At 71.1% G+C, this 15,908-nt stretch carries 16 protein-coding genes; 10 read left to right on the top strand and 6 right to left on the bottom strand.

The window, feature by feature from the left end:
- The first annotated feature begins 3 nt into the window (after nucleotides 1–3).
- Nucleotides 4–804, top strand: coding sequence for an ABC transporter permease (locus tag ACT26F_RS12190; protein WP_471670813.1), 801 nt, complete (start codon nucleotides 4–6; stop codon nucleotides 802–804).
- A gap of 25 nt (nucleotides 805–829) precedes the next feature.
- Entirely contained in the window at nucleotides 830–2,257 is a 1,428-nt protein-coding gene (locus ACT26F_RS12185) for an aminobutyraldehyde dehydrogenase (protein ID WP_471670812.1), read from the top strand.
- 18 nt (nucleotides 2,258–2,275) lie between these two features.
- On the opposite strand, the gene ACT26F_RS12180 is transcribed toward ACT26F_RS12185, so the two are convergent.
- The 3 genes from ACT26F_RS12180 to ACT26F_RS12170 are packed head-to-tail and all read right to left on the bottom strand — an operon-like array spanning nucleotide 2,276 to nucleotide 5,993.
- Nucleotides 2,276–3,148, bottom strand: coding sequence for an LLM class F420-dependent oxidoreductase (locus ACT26F_RS12180; protein WP_471670811.1), 873 nt, complete (start codon nucleotides 3,146–3,148; stop codon nucleotides 2,276–2,278).
- A 56-nt stretch (nucleotides 3,149–3,204) separates the two neighbouring features.
- Nucleotides 3,205–4,599, bottom strand: a complete 1,395-nt coding sequence (locus tag ACT26F_RS12175) for a condensation domain-containing protein (RefSeq protein WP_471670810.1) — start codon at nucleotides 4,597–4,599, stop codon at nucleotides 3,205–3,207.
- A 2-nt stretch (nucleotides 4,600–4,601) separates the two neighbouring features.
- Nucleotides 4,602–5,993 (bottom strand): condensation domain-containing protein, encoded by a 1,392-nt coding sequence (locus ACT26F_RS12170; protein WP_471670809.1) that lies wholly within the window; start codon nucleotides 5,991–5,993, stop codon nucleotides 4,602–4,604.
- 256 nt (nucleotides 5,994–6,249) lie between these two features.
- Here ACT26F_RS12170 and ACT26F_RS12165 point away from each other — a divergent pair, with 256 nt between their 5' ends.
- From ACT26F_RS12165 to ACT26F_RS12145, 5 genes are read left to right on the top strand one after another with little or no spacing between them, the layout of a single operon-like run.
- The gene (locus ACT26F_RS12165; protein ID WP_471670808.1) at nucleotides 6,250–7,533 is read left to right on the top strand and encodes an adenylosuccinate synthase; all 1,284 of its coding nucleotides are present in this window, start codon (nucleotides 6,250–6,252) and stop codon (nucleotides 7,531–7,533) included.
- A gap of 25 nt (nucleotides 7,534–7,558) precedes the next feature.
- Nucleotides 7,559–8,089, top strand: coding sequence for a hypothetical protein (locus ACT26F_RS12160; RefSeq protein WP_471670807.1), 531 nt, complete (start codon nucleotides 7,559–7,561; stop codon nucleotides 8,087–8,089).
- Complete coding sequence (locus ACT26F_RS12155) at nucleotides 8,086–9,021, top strand: hypothetical protein (protein WP_471670806.1); 936 nt, start codon at nucleotides 8,086–8,088, stop codon at nucleotides 9,019–9,021. The genes ACT26F_RS12160 and ACT26F_RS12155 overlap by 4 nt, the downstream gene beginning before the upstream one ends.
- Before the next feature lie 46 nt (nucleotides 9,022–9,067).
- Nucleotides 9,068–9,784 (top strand): hypothetical protein, encoded by a 717-nt coding sequence (locus ACT26F_RS12150; RefSeq protein ID WP_471670805.1) that lies wholly within the window; start codon nucleotides 9,068–9,070, stop codon nucleotides 9,782–9,784.
- Nucleotides 9,777–10,283, top strand: a complete 507-nt coding sequence (locus tag ACT26F_RS12145) for a hypothetical protein (RefSeq protein WP_471670804.1) — start codon at nucleotides 9,777–9,779, stop codon at nucleotides 10,281–10,283. The genes ACT26F_RS12150 and ACT26F_RS12145 overlap by 8 nt, the downstream gene beginning before the upstream one ends.
- Nucleotides 10,284–10,312: 29 nt before the next feature.
- Here the strand turns inward: ACT26F_RS12145 and ACT26F_RS12140 are convergent, their stop codons facing one another.
- Complete coding sequence (locus ACT26F_RS12140) at nucleotides 10,313–10,711, bottom strand: VOC family protein (RefSeq protein WP_471670803.1); 399 nt, start codon at nucleotides 10,709–10,711, stop codon at nucleotides 10,313–10,315.
- Between the two features lie 47 nt (nucleotides 10,712–10,758).
- Between ACT26F_RS12140 and purD the strand changes: the two genes are divergently transcribed.
- The 3 genes from purD to rnhA are packed head-to-tail and all read left to right on the top strand — an operon-like array spanning nucleotide 10,759 to nucleotide 13,891.
- Nucleotides 10,759–12,036, top strand: a complete 1,278-nt coding sequence (gene purD / locus ACT26F_RS12135) for a phosphoribosylamine--glycine ligase (protein WP_471670802.1) — start codon at nucleotides 10,759–10,761, stop codon at nucleotides 12,034–12,036.
- On the top strand, nucleotides 12,033–13,454 hold the full coding sequence (purB, locus tag ACT26F_RS12130; protein ID WP_471670801.1) for an adenylosuccinate lyase: 1,422 nt from the start codon (nucleotides 12,033–12,035) through the stop codon (nucleotides 13,452–13,454). Before purD ends, purB begins: the two co-directional genes overlap by 4 nt.
- Nucleotides 13,455–13,456: 2 nt before the next feature.
- A complete protein-coding gene (gene rnhA / locus ACT26F_RS12125; RefSeq protein WP_471670800.1) occupies nucleotides 13,457–13,891 on the top strand; it encodes a ribonuclease HI in 435 nt (144 codons plus the stop codon).
- 125 nt (nucleotides 13,892–14,016) lie between these two features.
- Here the strand turns inward: rnhA and ACT26F_RS12120 are convergent, their stop codons facing one another.
- Both ACT26F_RS12120 and ACT26F_RS12115 read right to left on the bottom strand, forming a co-directional pair.
- The gene (locus ACT26F_RS12120) at nucleotides 14,017–14,562 is read right to left on the bottom strand and encodes a maltokinase N-terminal cap-like domain-containing protein (protein WP_471670799.1); all 546 of its coding nucleotides are present in this window, start codon (nucleotides 14,560–14,562) and stop codon (nucleotides 14,017–14,019) included.
- Nucleotides 14,532–15,725: an MFS transporter gene (locus tag ACT26F_RS12115; RefSeq protein ID WP_471670798.1), complete on the bottom strand. Its 1,194-nt coding sequence runs from the start codon at nucleotides 15,723–15,725 to the stop codon at nucleotides 14,532–14,534. The genes ACT26F_RS12120 and ACT26F_RS12115 overlap by 31 nt, the downstream gene beginning before the upstream one ends.
- Between the last annotated feature and the right edge of the window lie 183 nt (nucleotides 15,726–15,908).

Here is a 15,908-nt window from a genome sequence, read left to right as displayed (position 1 = left end):
GCCATGACCCTCAGTGCGACGAGCAAGCGGATCCTGGCCGTGGTGTCGGTCCTGATCCTGCTGTTCATGTACGCGCCGCTCATGGTCGTCGTGGTGAACTCGTTCAACCCGAACCAGGCGATGACGTGGCCGCCGAACGGCTTCACGACCGAGTGGTGGGAGCGCGCCTTCCACAGCGCGGGCGCGCGCGACGCGGTGATCACGAGCATCGAGGTGGCCCTCGCCGCCACGGCGACCGCGCTCGTCCTGGGCAGCCTGCTCGCCCTCGCCCTGCAGCGCTACGACTTCTTCGGCAAGTACACCGTCAACCTGTTGGTGATCCTGCCGATCGCGCTGCCCGGCATCGTCACCGGCATCGCGCTCAACAACGCGTTCCGCGGCATCCTGGACATGCAGCTGTCGCTGTTCACGCTGATCGTCGCGCACGCCACGTTCTGCATGGTGACCGTCTTCAACAACGTCCAGGCCCGGCTGCGGCGCGTCGGCATGAACCTCGAGGAGGCGTCGGCCGACCTCGGCGCGAGCGTCTTCACGACGTTCCGGCTCGTCACGTTCCCGCAGCTGCGGTCGGCACTGCTGGCCGGCGCGCTGCTCTCGTTCGCGCTGAGCTTCGACGAGATCATCGTGACGACGTTCACCGTCGGTCCGGGCACCACGACCCTGCCGATCTGGATCCTCAACAACCTCTTCCGGCCGAACCAGGCGCCGGTCGTCAACGTCGTCGCGGTCGTCATGATCCTGATCTCGATCGTGCCGATCTGGCTCGCGCAGAAGCTCTCCAGCGACCCCGAGTCGCTGCGCTGACCCCACCACTCACCGAGGAGTACCCATGAGCACGACCGTCCAGAACTTCATCAACGGCGAGCTGGTCGACGGCTCCGGCGGCACGATGCCGCTCATCGACCCGACGACCGGTGAGCAGTTCGGTACCGCACCGGTCTCGACCGAGGCCGACGTCGACGCCGCCTACTCGGCTGCCGCGGGCGCATTCCGGGAGTGGAAGCGGACCACGCCGTCCGCCCGCCAGAAGGCCCTGCTGGACTTCGCCGACGCGCTGGAGGAGAACGCCGACGAGATCGTCCGGCTCGAGGGCCAGAACACGGGCAAGCCGGATCACGTGACGAAGGCGGAGGAGATCCCGCCGATGATCGACCAGATCCGGTTCTTCGCCGGTGCCGCCCGCATGCTCGAGGGCAAGGCGGCCGGCGAGTACATGGAGGGCCACACGTCGTGGATCCGGCGTGAGCCGATCGGCGTCGTCGGCCAGGTCGCGCCGTGGAACTACCCCATGATGATGGCGATCTGGAAGTTCGTCCCGGCCGTCGCCGCGGGCAACGCGGTCGTGATCAAGCCGTCCGACACGACTCCGGTCACGACCGTGAAGATGGCCGAGATCGCCTCGCGGTTCTTCCCGCCGGGTGTCCTCAACGTCGTGTGCGGCGACCGCGCGACGGGCGCCGCCGTCGTGGCCCACCCGACGCCGCAGATGGTCTCGATCACGGGCTCGGTCGGCGCGGGCCGCCAGGTCGCCGCGTCGGCGGGCGAGCGGCTCAAGCGCACGCACCTCGAGCTGGGCGGCAAGGCGCCGGTCATCGTGTTCGCCGACGCCGACCTCGAGGCCGCGGCCGAGGGCATCGCCGTCGCGGGCTACTTCAACGCCGGCCAGGACTGCACCGCCGCGACCCGCGTGCTCGTGCACGAGTCGGTCGCGAAGGACTTCACGGCCCTGCTCGCGGAGCAGGCGAAGGGCGCCGAGACGACGTTCGGCAAGGCCGCCGACGACGAGGACGCGTGGATCCCGCCGCTCAACAACGTCCACCAGTTCGAGCGCGTGACCGACATCCTGACCCGGACGCGCGGCGAGATCGTGGTGGGCGGCAACCGCCAGGGCTCAGCCGGCTACTACCTCGAGCCGACGGTCGTCTCCGGACTCGCGCAGGACGACCACCTGTCCCAGCACGAGATCTTCGGCCCGGTCATCACCGTCCAGACGTTCTCCGACGAGGCCGAGGCGCTCGCCGCCGCGAACGGCGTCGAGTACGCCCTCGCGTCCAGCGTGTGGACGGCGAACGTCAAGACGGCGCTGCGGATGTCGAACGACCTCGACTTCGGCTGCGTGTGGATCAACACCCACATCCCGCTCGTCGCCGAGATGCCGCACGGAGGCTTCAAGTCCTCCGGCCACGGCAAGGACCTGTCGATGTACGGCTTCGAGGACTACACGCGCGTCAAGCACGTCATGGCCGCACTCGACTGAGGTCGGCCGGACGCGCCCTCAGCCCAACTCGGCCAGGCGCGGGGCGACCTCGTCGACGAAGGTGGACACCCAGCCGACGGGGTCGGGGCCGTGCGGCATGAGGGCGACCAGCTCGATGCCCGCCTCCGCATAGGCCTCCATGTCGCGCAGGAAGCCGTCGGGATCGCGCACCGCGTCGCCGGGTGCGAGCATCGTGCGCTGGATCGAGTCGTAGTCACGGCCGAGGTCGTCGCAGTGGCCGCGCAGCACCTCGAGCTTGCCGCGGATGCCGTCGGCACCGATCGGGAACAGGTTGGTGGCGTCGGCGTACTGCGCGACCATGCGCAGCGTCTTCTTCTCGCCCTGCCCGCCCAGCACGATCGGCGGGTGCGGCCGCCGCACCGGCCGCGGCTGGCAGATGGTCTCGGCCAGCTCGTAGTGCTCGCCCGCGAAGGGGCCGTCGTCGTCGCTCCACATCTGCAGGCAGATCCGCAGGGTCTCCTCGAGCCGCTCGAACCGCTCACCCATGGCCGGGTACGGCACACCGAGGGCGAGGTGCTCGCGCTCGTACCAGGCGGCGCCGAGGCCGAGGAACGCGCGGCCGCCCGACAACACGTCGAGCGTCGTCACGATCTTCGCCAGCAGCGCGGGATGACGGTAGGTCACACCCGTGACGAGCAGGCCCAGCTGCGCGCGCTCGGTGAGCCCCGCGAGGTAGCCCAGGGAGGTGTACCCCTCGAGCATCGGGTCCTCGGACCTGCCGACCGACTCCATCTGGAACCAGTGGTCCATGAGCGTGATCCACTCCGCCCCGCCCGCGTCGGCGGCTCGGGCCGTGCCGGCCAGCGCGCTCGCCAGGGAGTCGGGCTCGCCGGGGATCGTGAAGTTGTAGATGTGGATGCCGAACTTCATTCCGCCAGCCTAGGCTCGCGCTCGCGACGGTGCCGCGGCCGGTCACCCCACGCCGGTCAGCGGGCGAGCGCCTCGCGCAGGATGTTCGAGGCGTACGTGAAGAACGCGTCGACGTTCTCGACGGCCGTGGGGGTCTGCGGCACGCTGCACATGACGTACAGCTCGGTCGGCGTGCGGTTGATCCACACGTTGACGTCGTCGTCGTAGCCCTGTCCGGTCGTCCCGTGGAAACGGTCCGTCGCCCACTTCTCCTGGCCGGGGATCATGCGGCCGTCGAGGTAGGACACGATCGCGGGCCGGTGGGTGTCCTCCAGCGAGAACCCGAAGAGGTCCTTGATGACCTCGAGGACCCGCAGGGCGGGAACCGGCTCGCACACGCGCGCGTCGCGGAACTTCTGGCGCACGCGGCGGGCGATCTCGAAGAGCTCGTCCTGCGGCTCCACGGGGATGTGGATCGGCAGCACGTTGATCATCCAGCCCATCGTGGGCAGCGTCTCGGGCGTGTTGCGGGTCGCGATCGGGTTGAAGAACCGGTACGCGCTCTGGCCGGCCAGGTCGCGGGCCGCCATCGCGAACGAGGCGTACACGACGGAGGGGAACGTGGCCTCCTCCTCCTTGGCGATCGCCTCGAGGCGGTCGCACTCCTCGCCCGTGAGGATGTCGTAGTCCATCGGGATGAGCCAGAACCGCTCGCCCTCGGCGATGCCCAGGTCCATCGGGAACCCGTCCTTGGCCTCGATGCCGTCCATCGCGTAGTCGGCCCAGAACTGCAGCGCCGGGTGGTTCTCGTCGTACTGCTGGGCGTCCTCACGCTCCCACTGGGCGTAGGTCATGTAGCCCTCGACGGGCGGCAGGTCGACGTGCGGCTGGCCCGTCTCGTTGGCGTACAGGACCGAGAGCTCCATGTACGCCAGCAGGACGCTGAAGCCGTCGCCATAACAGTGATCGAAGCCGCAGAAGACAGTCGACTTCTCCTCGCCCGAGACGCCGGCGAGCGCGTAGCCGAAGTTGTCGATCGGGTCGACCGCGTCGCTGAAGTGCTTCAGCAGGACGTTGTTGACCTCCTGGCCCGGGTGCGTCCCCAGCGCGGCGACGGTGAGGTCGAGCTGCGCCGGATCGATGTCGTGGCGGGTCATCTCGCCGTCGGGGTCGGTCGGGTTGTCGCGGAACGTGCCCCACCACACCTCGTGCCGGCGGACCCAGCTCGTGGCCGCGCGCTGCAGGGCGTCCACGTCGAGCGGACCGGGCACGTCGAAGCACAGGCCGAGCCAGTTCGCGTCGGCCGACCCGGCCTTCTCCATGGCCCGGCGCAGCCGCACGTGCTGGTCCTGCATGTAGGACGGCCGGAACGCGTTGGCCGGGGCGGCCGCGAGCGCGGCGTACGACTGCTCGGACGGACGGAGCAGGAACACCTCTCCGTCGATCGTGTCGAGCTCCTCGATGCGCGTCATTCTCATGCCAGTACCTCCACGGGATCGTTCGCCTGCCGGGTGACGGCGACCATCTGCTCGCGCATGCGCGCCATGACGCGGTCGAGCCATTCGATGCACGGCGGGGTGTCGGGGGTCCGGTGGCACAGCTCGGTGCCGTACGGCATCGAGTTGATCCACAGGTGCATCTCGTCGCTGGGCTCCACCTCGCCCAGGAAGACGGTCGAGTCCATCTGCTCCCACTCGTCGCGACCGGGGCAGTGCCGCGAGTCCAGGAACGAGAGCACGGTCGCCGGCCGCATCGTCGTGCCGAGCAGCTCGTTGGCGAGCGGCAGGGGGATCGTCTCGGCGGTGCGACCGACCTGCCAGGCCTCCGCCGTCCGCCGGATGGTCTCGACGAGCGTGGTCGACGGATCGGCGTCGACCGTCATCGGCACGATGCCGGAGAACCAGCCGATCGCCTGGTGCCACTCGGGTCGGTTGCGGTTGTGCGTCGACATCAGCACCGTGAGCCGCCGGTCCTCATCCTCGGCGACCATGGCGCGCAGCAGGATCGCGATGAACGCGAGCGCGGGCGGGATCGAGTTCTGCTCGCACCAGCGGTAGAACGCCTCGCTCAGGCGCGGGCCCGCGAAGGTGGGGTAGCGGACCCGGTGCTGGATCCGGTCGCCGCGCCGCACGCCCGTCGCGCGGGGGAGGCCGGGCAGGTTGCCGTTCGCGTCGGCGGCCTCGCGCCACGGTGCGAGCGCCGGGTCGTCGGCCTCGACGGCGTCCTGGATGGCCCGCTGCTCGACGGCGAAGTCGATGTAGCTGCCGACGGGCGCGGGGAGCGGCGCGTGGTTGAGCTCGGCCTGCAGGTGCTGCTGCAGCTCGCCCATCGTGAGGTACGCCGAGTAGCCGTCGAACGTCACGTGGTCGAAGGCCCCGAAGACCGTCATCGTGCCGTTCTCGTCCGTGACCGTGATGACCGTCGCGGCCGGCCACGCCAGGGCGTCGGTGCGGTCGTCGAGCTCGGCCATGACGGTGTCGAAGGCCTCGCCGCGGTCGGCGAAGTGGCCCAGGTGCCGCGCCTGGAAGCCGATCAGCTCGGCGGCGACGATGCGTCGCTCGTAGCTGCCGTCCTCGCGCCGGACGAACATGCAGCGCAGGCTCTCGTGCCGGGCGCAGTACCGGCGCAGGGTGCCGGCGAAGGACACGAAGTCGGCACCGTGCAGCGTCGCGCGCAGCCCGATCCACGGGTTGACGTCGTCATCGGGCTGGCGCGGGACGCTGGCGATCTCGAGTCGACTCTGCTGGTCGGGCGTCACGGGGCGCGGGTCCGGTGCCGCCGTGGCGAAGGCCCTCAGGGTCGAGGATCGCGGCACCCACAGGTGGATGTCGCCAGCGGGCACGAGGGTCAGTCGATGGGGGTGCATGGGTTCCTCCTTCGGCGTGGTGCCGGGGGACGTCGCACAGGCCAATTGCAACTCACCGTTACACGCGTAGTTACAGGAGGCTACCCCACTTTCGCGTGACGTTCATCACCGCGAGCGAAGTGGTTCAAATGCCTCATTTTCCGGCCTCGGGCCGCAGGGTTCTGCACATCGCGCAGCGCTCGGGCCGTGCCTCGGTAGGATTGACGGGCACGAGCCCGGTCCGCGGGCTTTCCGTCTGCGTGAGGGGTGGGCCCACATGCCCGCAGTCGTGATCGTCGGAGCCCAGTGGGGCGACGAGGGCAAGGGCAAGGCGACCGACCTGCTCGGCAGCCGAGTCGACTACGTGGTCAAGTTCAACGGCGGCAACAACGCCGGGCACACGGTCGTAATCGGCGACGAGAAGTACGCGCTGCACCTGCTGCCGAGCGGCATCCTCACGCCGGGCTGCATCCCGGTCATCGGCAACGGCGTCGTGGTCGACCTCGACGTGCTGTTCGAGGAGATCGAGGGACTCGAGTCCCGCGGCGTCGACACGTCGGCCCTCGTCGTCAGCGCGAACGCGCACGTCATCGCCGACTACAACCGCACGCTCGACAAGGTCAACGAGCGCTTCCTCGGCAGCCGCAAGATCGGCACGACCGGACGCGGCATCGGCCCGACCTACGCCGACAAGATGAACCGCCTCGGCATCCGGGTCCAGGACCTCTTCGACGAGAAGATCCTGCGCGCCAAGGTCGAGGGCGCGCTCGAGCTCAAGAACCAGATCCTCGGCAAGGTCTACAACCGACGCGCGGTGTCGGCCGACGAGGTCGTCGACGAGCTGCTGGTGCACGCCGAGCGGCTGCGCCCGATGGTCGCCGACACGAGCCTCGTGCTCGAGCGGGCGCTGCGCAGCGGTCAGACCGTGCTGCTCGAGGCGGGCCAGGCGACCCTGCTGGACGTCGACCACGGCACCTACCCGTTCGTCACCAGCTCGTCGGCCACCGCCGGCGGCGCATGCACCGGTGCCGGCATCCCCCCGACGAGCGTCACCCGGGTCATCGGCATCGTGAAGGCGTACGCCACGCGCGTCGGCGAGGGACCCTTCCCGACCGAGCTGTTCGACGAGGACGGCGATCGGCTGCGCAAGAACGGCGGCGAGTTCGGCACCACGACGGGTCGCCCCCGCCGGTGCGGCTGGTACGACGCACCGGTCGCGCGGTACGCCGCGCGGATCAACGGCGTCACGGACTTCGTCATGACGAAGCTCGACGTGCTCACCGGCTGGGACCGCATTCCCGTGTGCGTCGCCTACGAGGTCGATGGCGAGCGCGTGGACGAGATGCCCATGACGCAGACCGACTTCCACCACGCGAAGCCGATCTACGAGTACTTCCCGGGCTGGGAGGAGGACCTCAGCGACGCACGCGAGTTCTCCGACCTGCCCGCGAACGCGCAGTCCTACGTGCGCGAGGTCGAGGCGATCAGCGGCTCGCGGATCAGCGCGATCGGCGTCGGTCCGGGCCGAGACCAGACCGTGGTGCTGCACGACCTGTTGTGACGGTGGATCCGGGGGGAGAGAGCCGATGGCCGACGAGGTCACGCACGAATGGTCCGCGTTCAGGCGGACGAGCTGGGGGCCGGCGCAGGTCACCCGTCGCCGCGACGCGGTGCAGGCGCGGGTCGGCGACGCCGTCGTCACGCTCGACCTGACCGACCGACGACCGGCGCGTGAGCGTCAGGCCGAGCCGTTCCGGTCGCTCTACGACTTCGGCGTTCCGGTGCTGCTCGGCGGTGAGCAGGTCGCGACGATCACGGCGGCGACGCCGCACCAGACCGGGATCGTCCGCCGCGAGCGCTTCACCGTGTCGGGCGACGAGGGGTTCGTGCTGCCGGGTCTGGAGCTGACCCACCGTGCCCTGCCGTCACTGCTGACGCTGCGCTGTGATGCCGGCCGGCTGGTGGCGTCGCGTCGCTGGGCCGAACCGCTCAACATGGCCGTCACCGAGTGGTCCGTCGTCCGTGAGCACGATCTCGTGCCGCCCCGGGTGGCGTACGCCACGCGGCCCGAGCACATCGCCCTCTGGGTGGCCGCGAAGGAGGGCTTCCGGCGATGACGGTCGAACTGGACTACGCCCAGCTCGTGGCTGCGGCGAACGCCGCCGAGTCGCTCGCGGAGCGCATCCGCACGAACGTGAGCTCCGCGAACAGTGCGACGCCGATCGACCTGCCCAGCCTCGAGCCGCTCGCGGCCAAGGCGGCGTGGCTCGACGAGCAGGTCACGACGCTCAACGGACTCGCCGACATCGCCGTGCTGCTCGACTCGTCCGGCGAGGGCTCCGTGTCGATGTCGCTGGGCGACCTGAAGGACAAGCTCAACGACCTCCTCGGCGAGTACCTCGGGGCTGAGTTCGGCAACATCTTCGGCAACGACGACGACTTCCCGCTCATCTCGCTGGCCACCGCCCTGGGCAAGATGACCCGGATGAGCAAGGGCGTCGCCCCGATCTTCCAGACGGGCATCGTCGGCCGCAACCTGCTCACGGCGCTCGCCGGCAAGTCCGGTCGAGCGGGTGACTGGGCCCGCTGGATGCTCCAGGGGCCGCGGCACATGCAGCCGCCCGCCGGCCTGCTGAAGACCCCGAAGTGGGTGACGGCCGCCGGCTCGAGGCTGCCCAGCGGCGGCTGGTCGCCCACGACGCTGGGCGGCAAGCTCACCGGGCTCGGTGCGATGCGCGCGCTCGGCGTCGCCGGCGGTGTCTACAACACGGCCACCGGCGTCGCCGACCTCGTCCAGCAGGGCAACCCGGTCGACGCGTTCAAGCGCGACGGCGCCGGCTACGTCGCCGACGTGGCGGAGACGGCGTTCAGCGCCTCGACGACCGCGTTCCTCGTCGCCCCCAACCCGGTCACCGCCGGTCTCGCCGTCGGCACCGGTCTGGTGTGGGCGGGCGCGGAGGTCGTCGACCACTGGGACGACATCACCGAGACCGCATCCGACCTCAAGGACAAGGCGAGCGACCTGTGGGACGACGTCACCCCGTGGTGACGTCCCCGCACCCCGCCCCGACCGCTCGCAGACCAGGAGTTGCACCATGGCCCACCTTGACGAGACCTTCCTGCAGTTGACCGTCGGCTACGACGACCTCCTGCGTCTCGCCTCCGTGCACGCCGGCACGCTCGCGCCCGGCGACGCTCCGGCCCGGCTGCGCGAGGCCGGCCTGGTCGGCCCGCGCGGCGTGCAGGCCACGGCTGCCGAGCTCGTCGAGGTGGCTGTCGCGCCCGCCCGCAGCATCGTCGTCGAGCGGTTCGACGGCACCACGATGACGCCGTTGTTCGTGGGCTGGGTGCCGGACGGCCGGGCCGCCACGAGTGCTCCGAACGCCGACGGCGACGTGGTCGTGACGGGCACCGAGCTGTCCCTGCTCCGCGACCAGCTGCGCCAGTGGCTCGTGCTCCTGGAGCGCCGGATCGATTCCGACCGCACCGCGATCGACACCGACACGCGCGTGATCGACGAGGCGTTCGCCTCGCCCGCGGGGACGACGCCGACCGGTGACGACGCGCTCGAGGAGATCATCGAGCACTGGCAGCTGGCGTGGCGCGCGAACGCGAACTGGGCCGAGCGGGACATCGACTCGACCCTGACGGTCGTCGACGCCGGCCCGCGCGGCTGGTACCGCGTCGACCATCCGCCGCGGATCGCCGACGAGGTCGTTCCGGTCTCGCTCGTGCCGCTCGAGCTCGCTGAGGTCGTCTCCGCCCTCGGTGACGTCGTGACGGGGCGCGACCGGGTCTCGGCGGATGACTGAGGCCTTCGAGCCGCAGCGACTGTCCCGATTCGTGCACGTCCTGCGGCGTCAGCACACCCGCCCGGAGGCGATGGCCGGCTTCTTCGCCGGCATCGGCGCCGCGGGCGTCGTCGCGGTGCTCGCCGACGTGGCATTCGGACCGGGCCGCGAGGACGTCACGGGATGGCCCGACCTGCCCGAGCTGATGCGCCGCGGCCTGCACCGGGCCGCGCAGTGGCCCGACTTCGACGCCGAGGGCTTCGGAGCCGAGCTCGCCACGCTGCTCGCCGAGGGCGATCCGGCGAGCCGGGCGACGGTGTCGGCCGTGACCGCGTTCCTGCTGACCTCGGGTGACTACGACGCCCGCCTGCTGGCCGGCTGGAGTCGCACGCATGAGCAGATCGCGCTACCGCCGGACCGGCCGTTGACGTGGGGCAGCTTCCTCGTCGGTGCCGACGGCCCACAGCCGTGGTCCGGGCTCGCCGGGGTGGCCCTGGAGCACGGCCGCCGGGCGGACTGAGCCGACGGCCGGCCCGCCTGCTCGACGGCTCAGCCGCCGGCGATGTTGACCATCCAGGAGACGCCGAAGCGGTCGACGAGCTGTCCGAACTGGTCGCCCCACGGCGCGGCCTCGAGCGGGACGACGACGCTGCCGCCCTCGATCAGGCCGTTCCAGATCTCGTCCAGCCCGTCGCCGCCGTCGCCGCTGAGCGACACGACGCCGTTGCCCGACGACGGCATTCCCGCGGGCAGGTCCGCACCCATCAGGGTGAAACCGGCCGGGGTCGTCAACTGCCCGTGCATGATCTTGGCGGCCTCGTCGGGGCCGCCCTGTCCGAGGTCGCCGTAGTTGCTGGTGTGCAACTCGCCGCCGAAGACGGATCGGTAGAACTCCAGCGCCTCGGCGGCGGTGCCGTCGAACTGGAGGTAGGGATTCATCAGTGCCATGCGTCGACGGTAGTTCGCGCCTCTGACAGATCGCTAGACTCCCGCGGGTGAAGGTTCTCGTCATCGGCACCGGCGGCCGCGAGCACGCCCTGGCCCTCGCCCTGTCCCGCGATCCGCAGGTCACCGAGGTCCACGCGGCTCCGGGGAACCCGGGCATCGCCGCCTGTGCGCACCTGCACCCGGTCGATCCGCTCGACGGTGCCGCCGTCGCCGATCTCGCGACCCGGGTGGGCGCCGAGCTCGTCGTCGTGGGCCCCGAGGCGCCCCTCGTCGCGGGCGTGGCCGATGCCGTGCGCGAGGCCGGCATCGCGTGCTTCGGCCCGACCGCCGAGGCGGCCCAGCTCGAGGGCTCGAAGGCGTTCGCGAAGCAGGTCATGGCCGCGGCCGACGTCCCCACGGCGATGGCGCGGGTGTGCGAGGACGCCGACCAGGTCGCCGACGCCCTCGACACCTTCGGCCCGCCGTACGTCGTCAAGGACGATGCGCTCGCCGCCGGCAAGGGTGTCGTCGTGACGGACGATCGCCAGGTCGCGGTCGACCACGCCGCCTCGTGCGATCGGGTCGTGATCGAGGAGTTCCTCGACGGACCCGAGGTGTCGCTCTTCGCGATCACCGACGGCTCGACGGTGCTGCCGCTGCAGCCGGCCCAGGACTTCAAGCGCGCCCTCGACGGCGACGCGGGACCCAACACGGGCGGGATGGGCGCCTACACACCGCTCGACTGGGCGCCCGACGACCTCGTGCCCGACGTCTCGCGCCGCGTCCTCGTGCCGACGATCAAGGAGATGGCCGCCCGCGGCACGCCGTTCCAGGGTCTGCTCTACGCCGGGCTCGCGCTGACCGGTCGCGGCACCCGCGTCGTCGAATTCAACGCCCGTTTCGGCGACCCCGAGACCCAGGCCCTGATGGCCCTGCTGAAGACGCCGCTATCGGCGTTGCTGCACGGTGCGGCGACCGGGACGCTCGGCGAGGTCGGCCTCCCGCAGTGGCGCTCGGGCGCTGCGGTCACGGTCGTGGTCGCGGCCGAGAACTACCCGGACACCCCGATCCGCGGCGACGTCATCGAGGGACTGGACGAGGCGAACGCGCTCGAGGGCGTCGACGTCATCCATGCGGGGACGGCGATCAACGAGGACGGCGAGCTCGTCACGGCCGGCGGCCGGGTCCTCTCGGTCACGGCGGTCGGCGACGACCTCGCGCAGGCTCGCGAGCGCGCCTACGAGGCCGTCGGACTGATCCGCATCCGCGGTGCCCACCACCGCACGGACATCGCGCTGGCCGCCCTGACCGGTGGGTCGGGCGGCCCTGCGACAATGGACGGGTGACGACTCCGAACGTTCTCGCCTCCCGCTACGCCTCCGCCGACCTCGCGCGGATCTGGTCGCCCGAGCACAAGATCGTGCTCGAACGCCGGCTGTGGATCGCGGTGCTCCGCGCCCAGCGCGACCTCGGGATCGAGACGCCCGACGGCGTGATCGAGGCCTACGAGGCCGTCGTCGACCGCGTCGACCTCGCGTCGATCGCCGCGCGCGAGCGGATCACGCGCCACGACGTCAAGGCGCGGATCGAGGAGTTCGCCGACCTTGCCGGCACGGAGCACATCCACAAGGGGATGACGTCGCGCGACCTCACCGAGAACGTCGAGCAGCTGCAGGTCCGCGCCTCGCTCGAGCTGCTGCGCGACCGCGCCGTCGCCGCTCTCGCCCGGCTGGGCCGCCTCGCCGCCGAGCACGACTCGCTCGTCATGGCCGGACGCAGCCACAACGTCGCGGCGCAGGCCACGACGATGGGCAAGCGCTTCGCCACCACGGCCGACGAGCTGATGGTCGGCATCGAGCGCGTCGAGCAGCTCATCGCCCGCTACCCGCTGCGCGGCATCAAGGGTCCGGTCGGCACGGGCCAGGACATGCTCGACCTGCTGGGAGGCGACGAGCAGAAGCTGGCCGACCTCGAGCGTCGCGTGGCGGCGCACCTGGGCTTCGAGCGCACCTTCACGAGCGTCGGTCAGGTCTACCCGCGCTCGCTCGACTTCGACGCCGTCAGCGCACTCGTCCAGCTGGTGGCCGCGCCGTCCAGCCTCGCCCTCACGATCCGGCTGATGGCCGGCAACGAGCTGGTGACGGAGGGCTTCAAGCCCGGCCAGGTCGGCTCGTCGGCGATGCCGCACAAGATGAACACCCGCTCGTGCGAGCGCGTGAACGGCCTGGCCGTGGTCCTGCGCGGCTACGCGTCGATGGTCGGTGAGCTGTCCGGTGACCAGTGGAACGAGGGCGACGTGTCGTGCTCGGTCGTGCGCCGGGTCGCGCTGCCGGACGCCTTCTACGCCGCCGACGGCCTGTTCGAGACGTTCCTGACGGTGCTCGACGAGTTCGGGGTCTTCCCGGCCGTCGTCCAGCGCGAGCTCGACCGCTACCTGCCCTTCCTCGCCACCACCAAGGTGCTGATGGCCGCCGTGCGCCACGGTGTCGGCCGCGAGGCGGCCCACGAGGCGATCAAGGAGCACGCGGTCGCGGTCGCGCTCGAGATGCGCGAGAAGGGCACCGCCGAGAACGACCTGTTCGACCGGCTGGCCGGCGACGAGCGACTGGGCCTGACCTCCGACGACCTGCAGCGTCTCGTGGCCGAGCCGCTCACCTTCACGGGTGCGGCCGTGTCCCAGGTCGCGGCCGTCGTCGCGCAGGTCGAGCAGGTGGCCCAGCGCCACCCCGAGGCCGCCGCGTACGCCCCCGGCGACATCCTCTGATCGTGACCGACGTCGTGATGTACACCGACGGGGCCTGCAAGGGGAACCCCGGACCGGGTGGCTGGGGCGTGTACCTGCGCGCCGGGGAGCACGAGAAGGACCTGTGCGGTGGGGAGAGTCTGACCACCAACAACCGGATGGAGCTCACCGCGGTGATCGAGGGCATCTCGGCCCTCACGCGGCCCTGCACCGTCGCGATCTACGTCGACAGCCAGTACGTCCGGCAGGGGATCACGCAGTGGATCCACGGCTGGAAGGCCAAGGGCTGGAAGACCGCGGCGAAGCAGCCCGTCAAGAACGACGACCTGTGGCGCCAGCTCGACGCCCTCGTGCACGGCGGGGAGCACGCGATCGAGTGGCACTGGGTCAAGGGCCATGCCGGCGATCCCGGCAACGAGCGTGCCGACGCCAACGCCAATCGCGGCGTCCCGGTCTGATCGAGCGGGATCTCGATACGCCGGCTCGTTCCTCGCCGGCTACTCGATCAGCGGTGGCCGCGGGCGCCCGGTGGTCGAGTGGCTCGCGAGCGCAGCGAGCGGCGTATCGAGACCACGCGCCCGGCTCAGCCGAGCCAGGCCAGCACGACCGGATCCGGGTGCTCGGCCCACGTGGCCGTGAGCGTCCCGGTGCCGACGGCGGCGTTCGACGGCACGAGGCGCTCGACGTGGAGCAGCCCGTCCCCGTCGCCCGAGCCGTGGACCGAGGCCGTCGTGGCCCGCCGCGGCAGCGGTGAACCGTCCGCATCGAGCAGGTCGACCTCGCCGCGCCCCTCACGGATCACGGCGGTCGCCTCGGCGATGTAGACCGGATCGGTGGGAGCGTCGTACGCCCACCGCGGGCCCAGCACCGAGTGCTGCATCTCGCCGACGAGGACGCCACCGTCGAGCGGCCGGGCCCGGTAGGTGAGTGGCACCTGCGCGACGACGTCGCCCAACGGCAACAGGAAGGTCTCGATGCCGACCTCGCCGGCCGGGTCGTCGAAGCGGAAGCTCGCGACGGCGGCAGGCACGGCGGCACCCTCGGGCCACCACGGCTGCTCCGGCAGCCAGGCCTCGAGGAGTTCGGACTTGGACGGTGTCAGCTCGGCGCTGGTGTGGACGACGGCCATACCGCGATCGTAGACGCGAGAACGGACAGCAGTGCCGCTCCGACGATGGGCGCGATCGGATCCATCGAGTAGAGCGCGGTCCCGGTGAGCGGGCCGGCGATGTAGACCAGGCCGGCCGTCGCCGTCAGCAGTCCCGCGACGGCGGCGTGCTCGTGCGGCTCGACCGCCAGCGTTGCCCCCGCGTTGTAGCCGGGCACGGCCAGGCCGAGTCCGGCGGCGATCACCATCATGGTCGGCAGCAGGGTGGCCAGCGACGGGGCGATGACGGCGCCCGCGTAGCCGAGCGCCGCGACGCCGCCGCCCACCACCATGAGCCGGTGCGGGCCCCAGCCGAGCCGTGGGGCGAGCAGTGCCTGGGTGGCCGCGAACCCGAGGCCGATCACGACACCGGCGATCGCGACCGTCGCGGCGGTCTCCGTGTTGCTCAGGCCGAGCCGGTCCTGGATCAGGAAGCCGAGGATGTTCTCGACGAGCGACAGGCCGAGGAACAGGATGCCGCCGAACAGCAGGAACGGCAGCACCCGCGGATCGGAGAACGAGAGCTTGGCGGTGGGGGCGTCGGAGCGCACCCCGGACGGGATCGGCAGGCGCCAGACGGCGACGAGGACCGCCGCGAGCAGGACGGGCGCGACGTGCACGGGCAGCAGCAGCCCACCGAGGGCGAGCAGTCCGCCGGCCGCCGGACCGAGCACGAGCGCGATGCCCTGCGCGGCGCCGAAGGCACCCATGGCGCGGGTGCGCTCGGCGACGCCCTCGCTGATCGAGGCCAGGTAGGTCATCGCGGCGACCGGCACCGCGGCGAAGCCGAGCCCGTAGATGACCCCGCGGGTCAGCACGAAGACCGGCAGCACCACGGCCCGCGGCAGGTCATGGTCGACCGCGACCTGGGTTGCGACGGCGAAGCCGGCCGAACCGACGACCGCGAGCACGAGGCCGCCGACCAGGACGGCCCGCACGCCCGACCGCTCGAGCACGCGACTCCACAGCGGGCCGCCGATGACGAGCATCGCGGCCGCGAGCGTCATGACCGCGCCGAGGTCGACCTCGGCCAGGCCGGCCATGCGGGTGATGGGTGCCAGGACGGGCACGAGCATCCCCTGCGCGCTGTAGACGACGAGGGTCGCGACGAGGAGCGTCGTCGTCAGCGCGCGGGTCGAGGGCACCGGCACAGCGTGCCACGACTCCGCCGACCCGCGGGCGGCCTCGGTGATCCAAAGCCCTCGCCGCGGTGATCGAGGAGCAGCCACCCCGGTGATCGAGTAGCTCGGCGAGGAACGAGCCGGCGTATCGAGATCACCCGTCAGTTGACGCTCTGGGTGCACTCCGCGATCTCGTCAAGGACGAAT

Source organism: Aeromicrobium sp. SP1 (assembly GCF_055663785.1).
This window is presented reverse-complemented; position numbering and strand designations above follow the sequence as displayed.

Coding starts and splice junctions, on each gene's coding strand:
- ACT26F_RS12190 (WP_471670813.1), top strand. CDS start 4: ATGACCCTCAGTGCGACGAGCAAGCGGATCCTGGCCGTGGTGTCGGTC.
- ACT26F_RS12160 (WP_471670807.1), top strand. CDS start 7,559: ATGGCCGACGAGGTCACGCACGAATGGTCCGCGTTCAGGCGGACGAGC.
- ACT26F_RS12165 (WP_471670808.1), top strand. CDS start 6,250: ATGCCCGCAGTCGTGATCGTCGGAGCCCAGTGGGGCGACGAGGGCAAG.
- ACT26F_RS12180 (WP_471670811.1), bottom strand. CDS start 3,148: ATGAAGTTCGGCATCCACATCTACAACTTCACGATCCCCGGCGAGCCC.
- ACT26F_RS12150 (WP_471670805.1), top strand. CDS start 9,068: ATGGCCCACCTTGACGAGACCTTCCTGCAGTTGACCGTCGGCTACGAC.
- ACT26F_RS12185 (WP_471670812.1), top strand. CDS start 830: ATGAGCACGACCGTCCAGAACTTCATCAACGGCGAGCTGGTCGACGGC.
- ACT26F_RS12175 (WP_471670810.1), bottom strand. CDS start 4,599: ATGACGCGCATCGAGGAGCTCGACACGATCGACGGAGAGGTGTTCCTG.
- ACT26F_RS12140 (WP_471670803.1), bottom strand. CDS start 10,711: ATGGCACTGATGAATCCCTACCTCCAGTTCGACGGCACCGCCGCCGAG.
- ACT26F_RS12170 (WP_471670809.1), bottom strand. CDS start 5,993: ATGCACCCCCATCGACTGACCCTCGTGCCCGCTGGCGACATCCACCTG.
- ACT26F_RS12155 (WP_471670806.1), top strand. CDS start 8,086: ATGACGGTCGAACTGGACTACGCCCAGCTCGTGGCTGCGGCGAACGCC.
- ACT26F_RS12145 (WP_471670804.1), top strand. CDS start 9,777: ATGACTGAGGCCTTCGAGCCGCAGCGACTGTCCCGATTCGTGCACGTC.
- ACT26F_RS12120 (WP_471670799.1), bottom strand. CDS start 14,562: ATGGCCGTCGTCCACACCAGCGCCGAGCTGACACCGTCCAAGTCCGAA.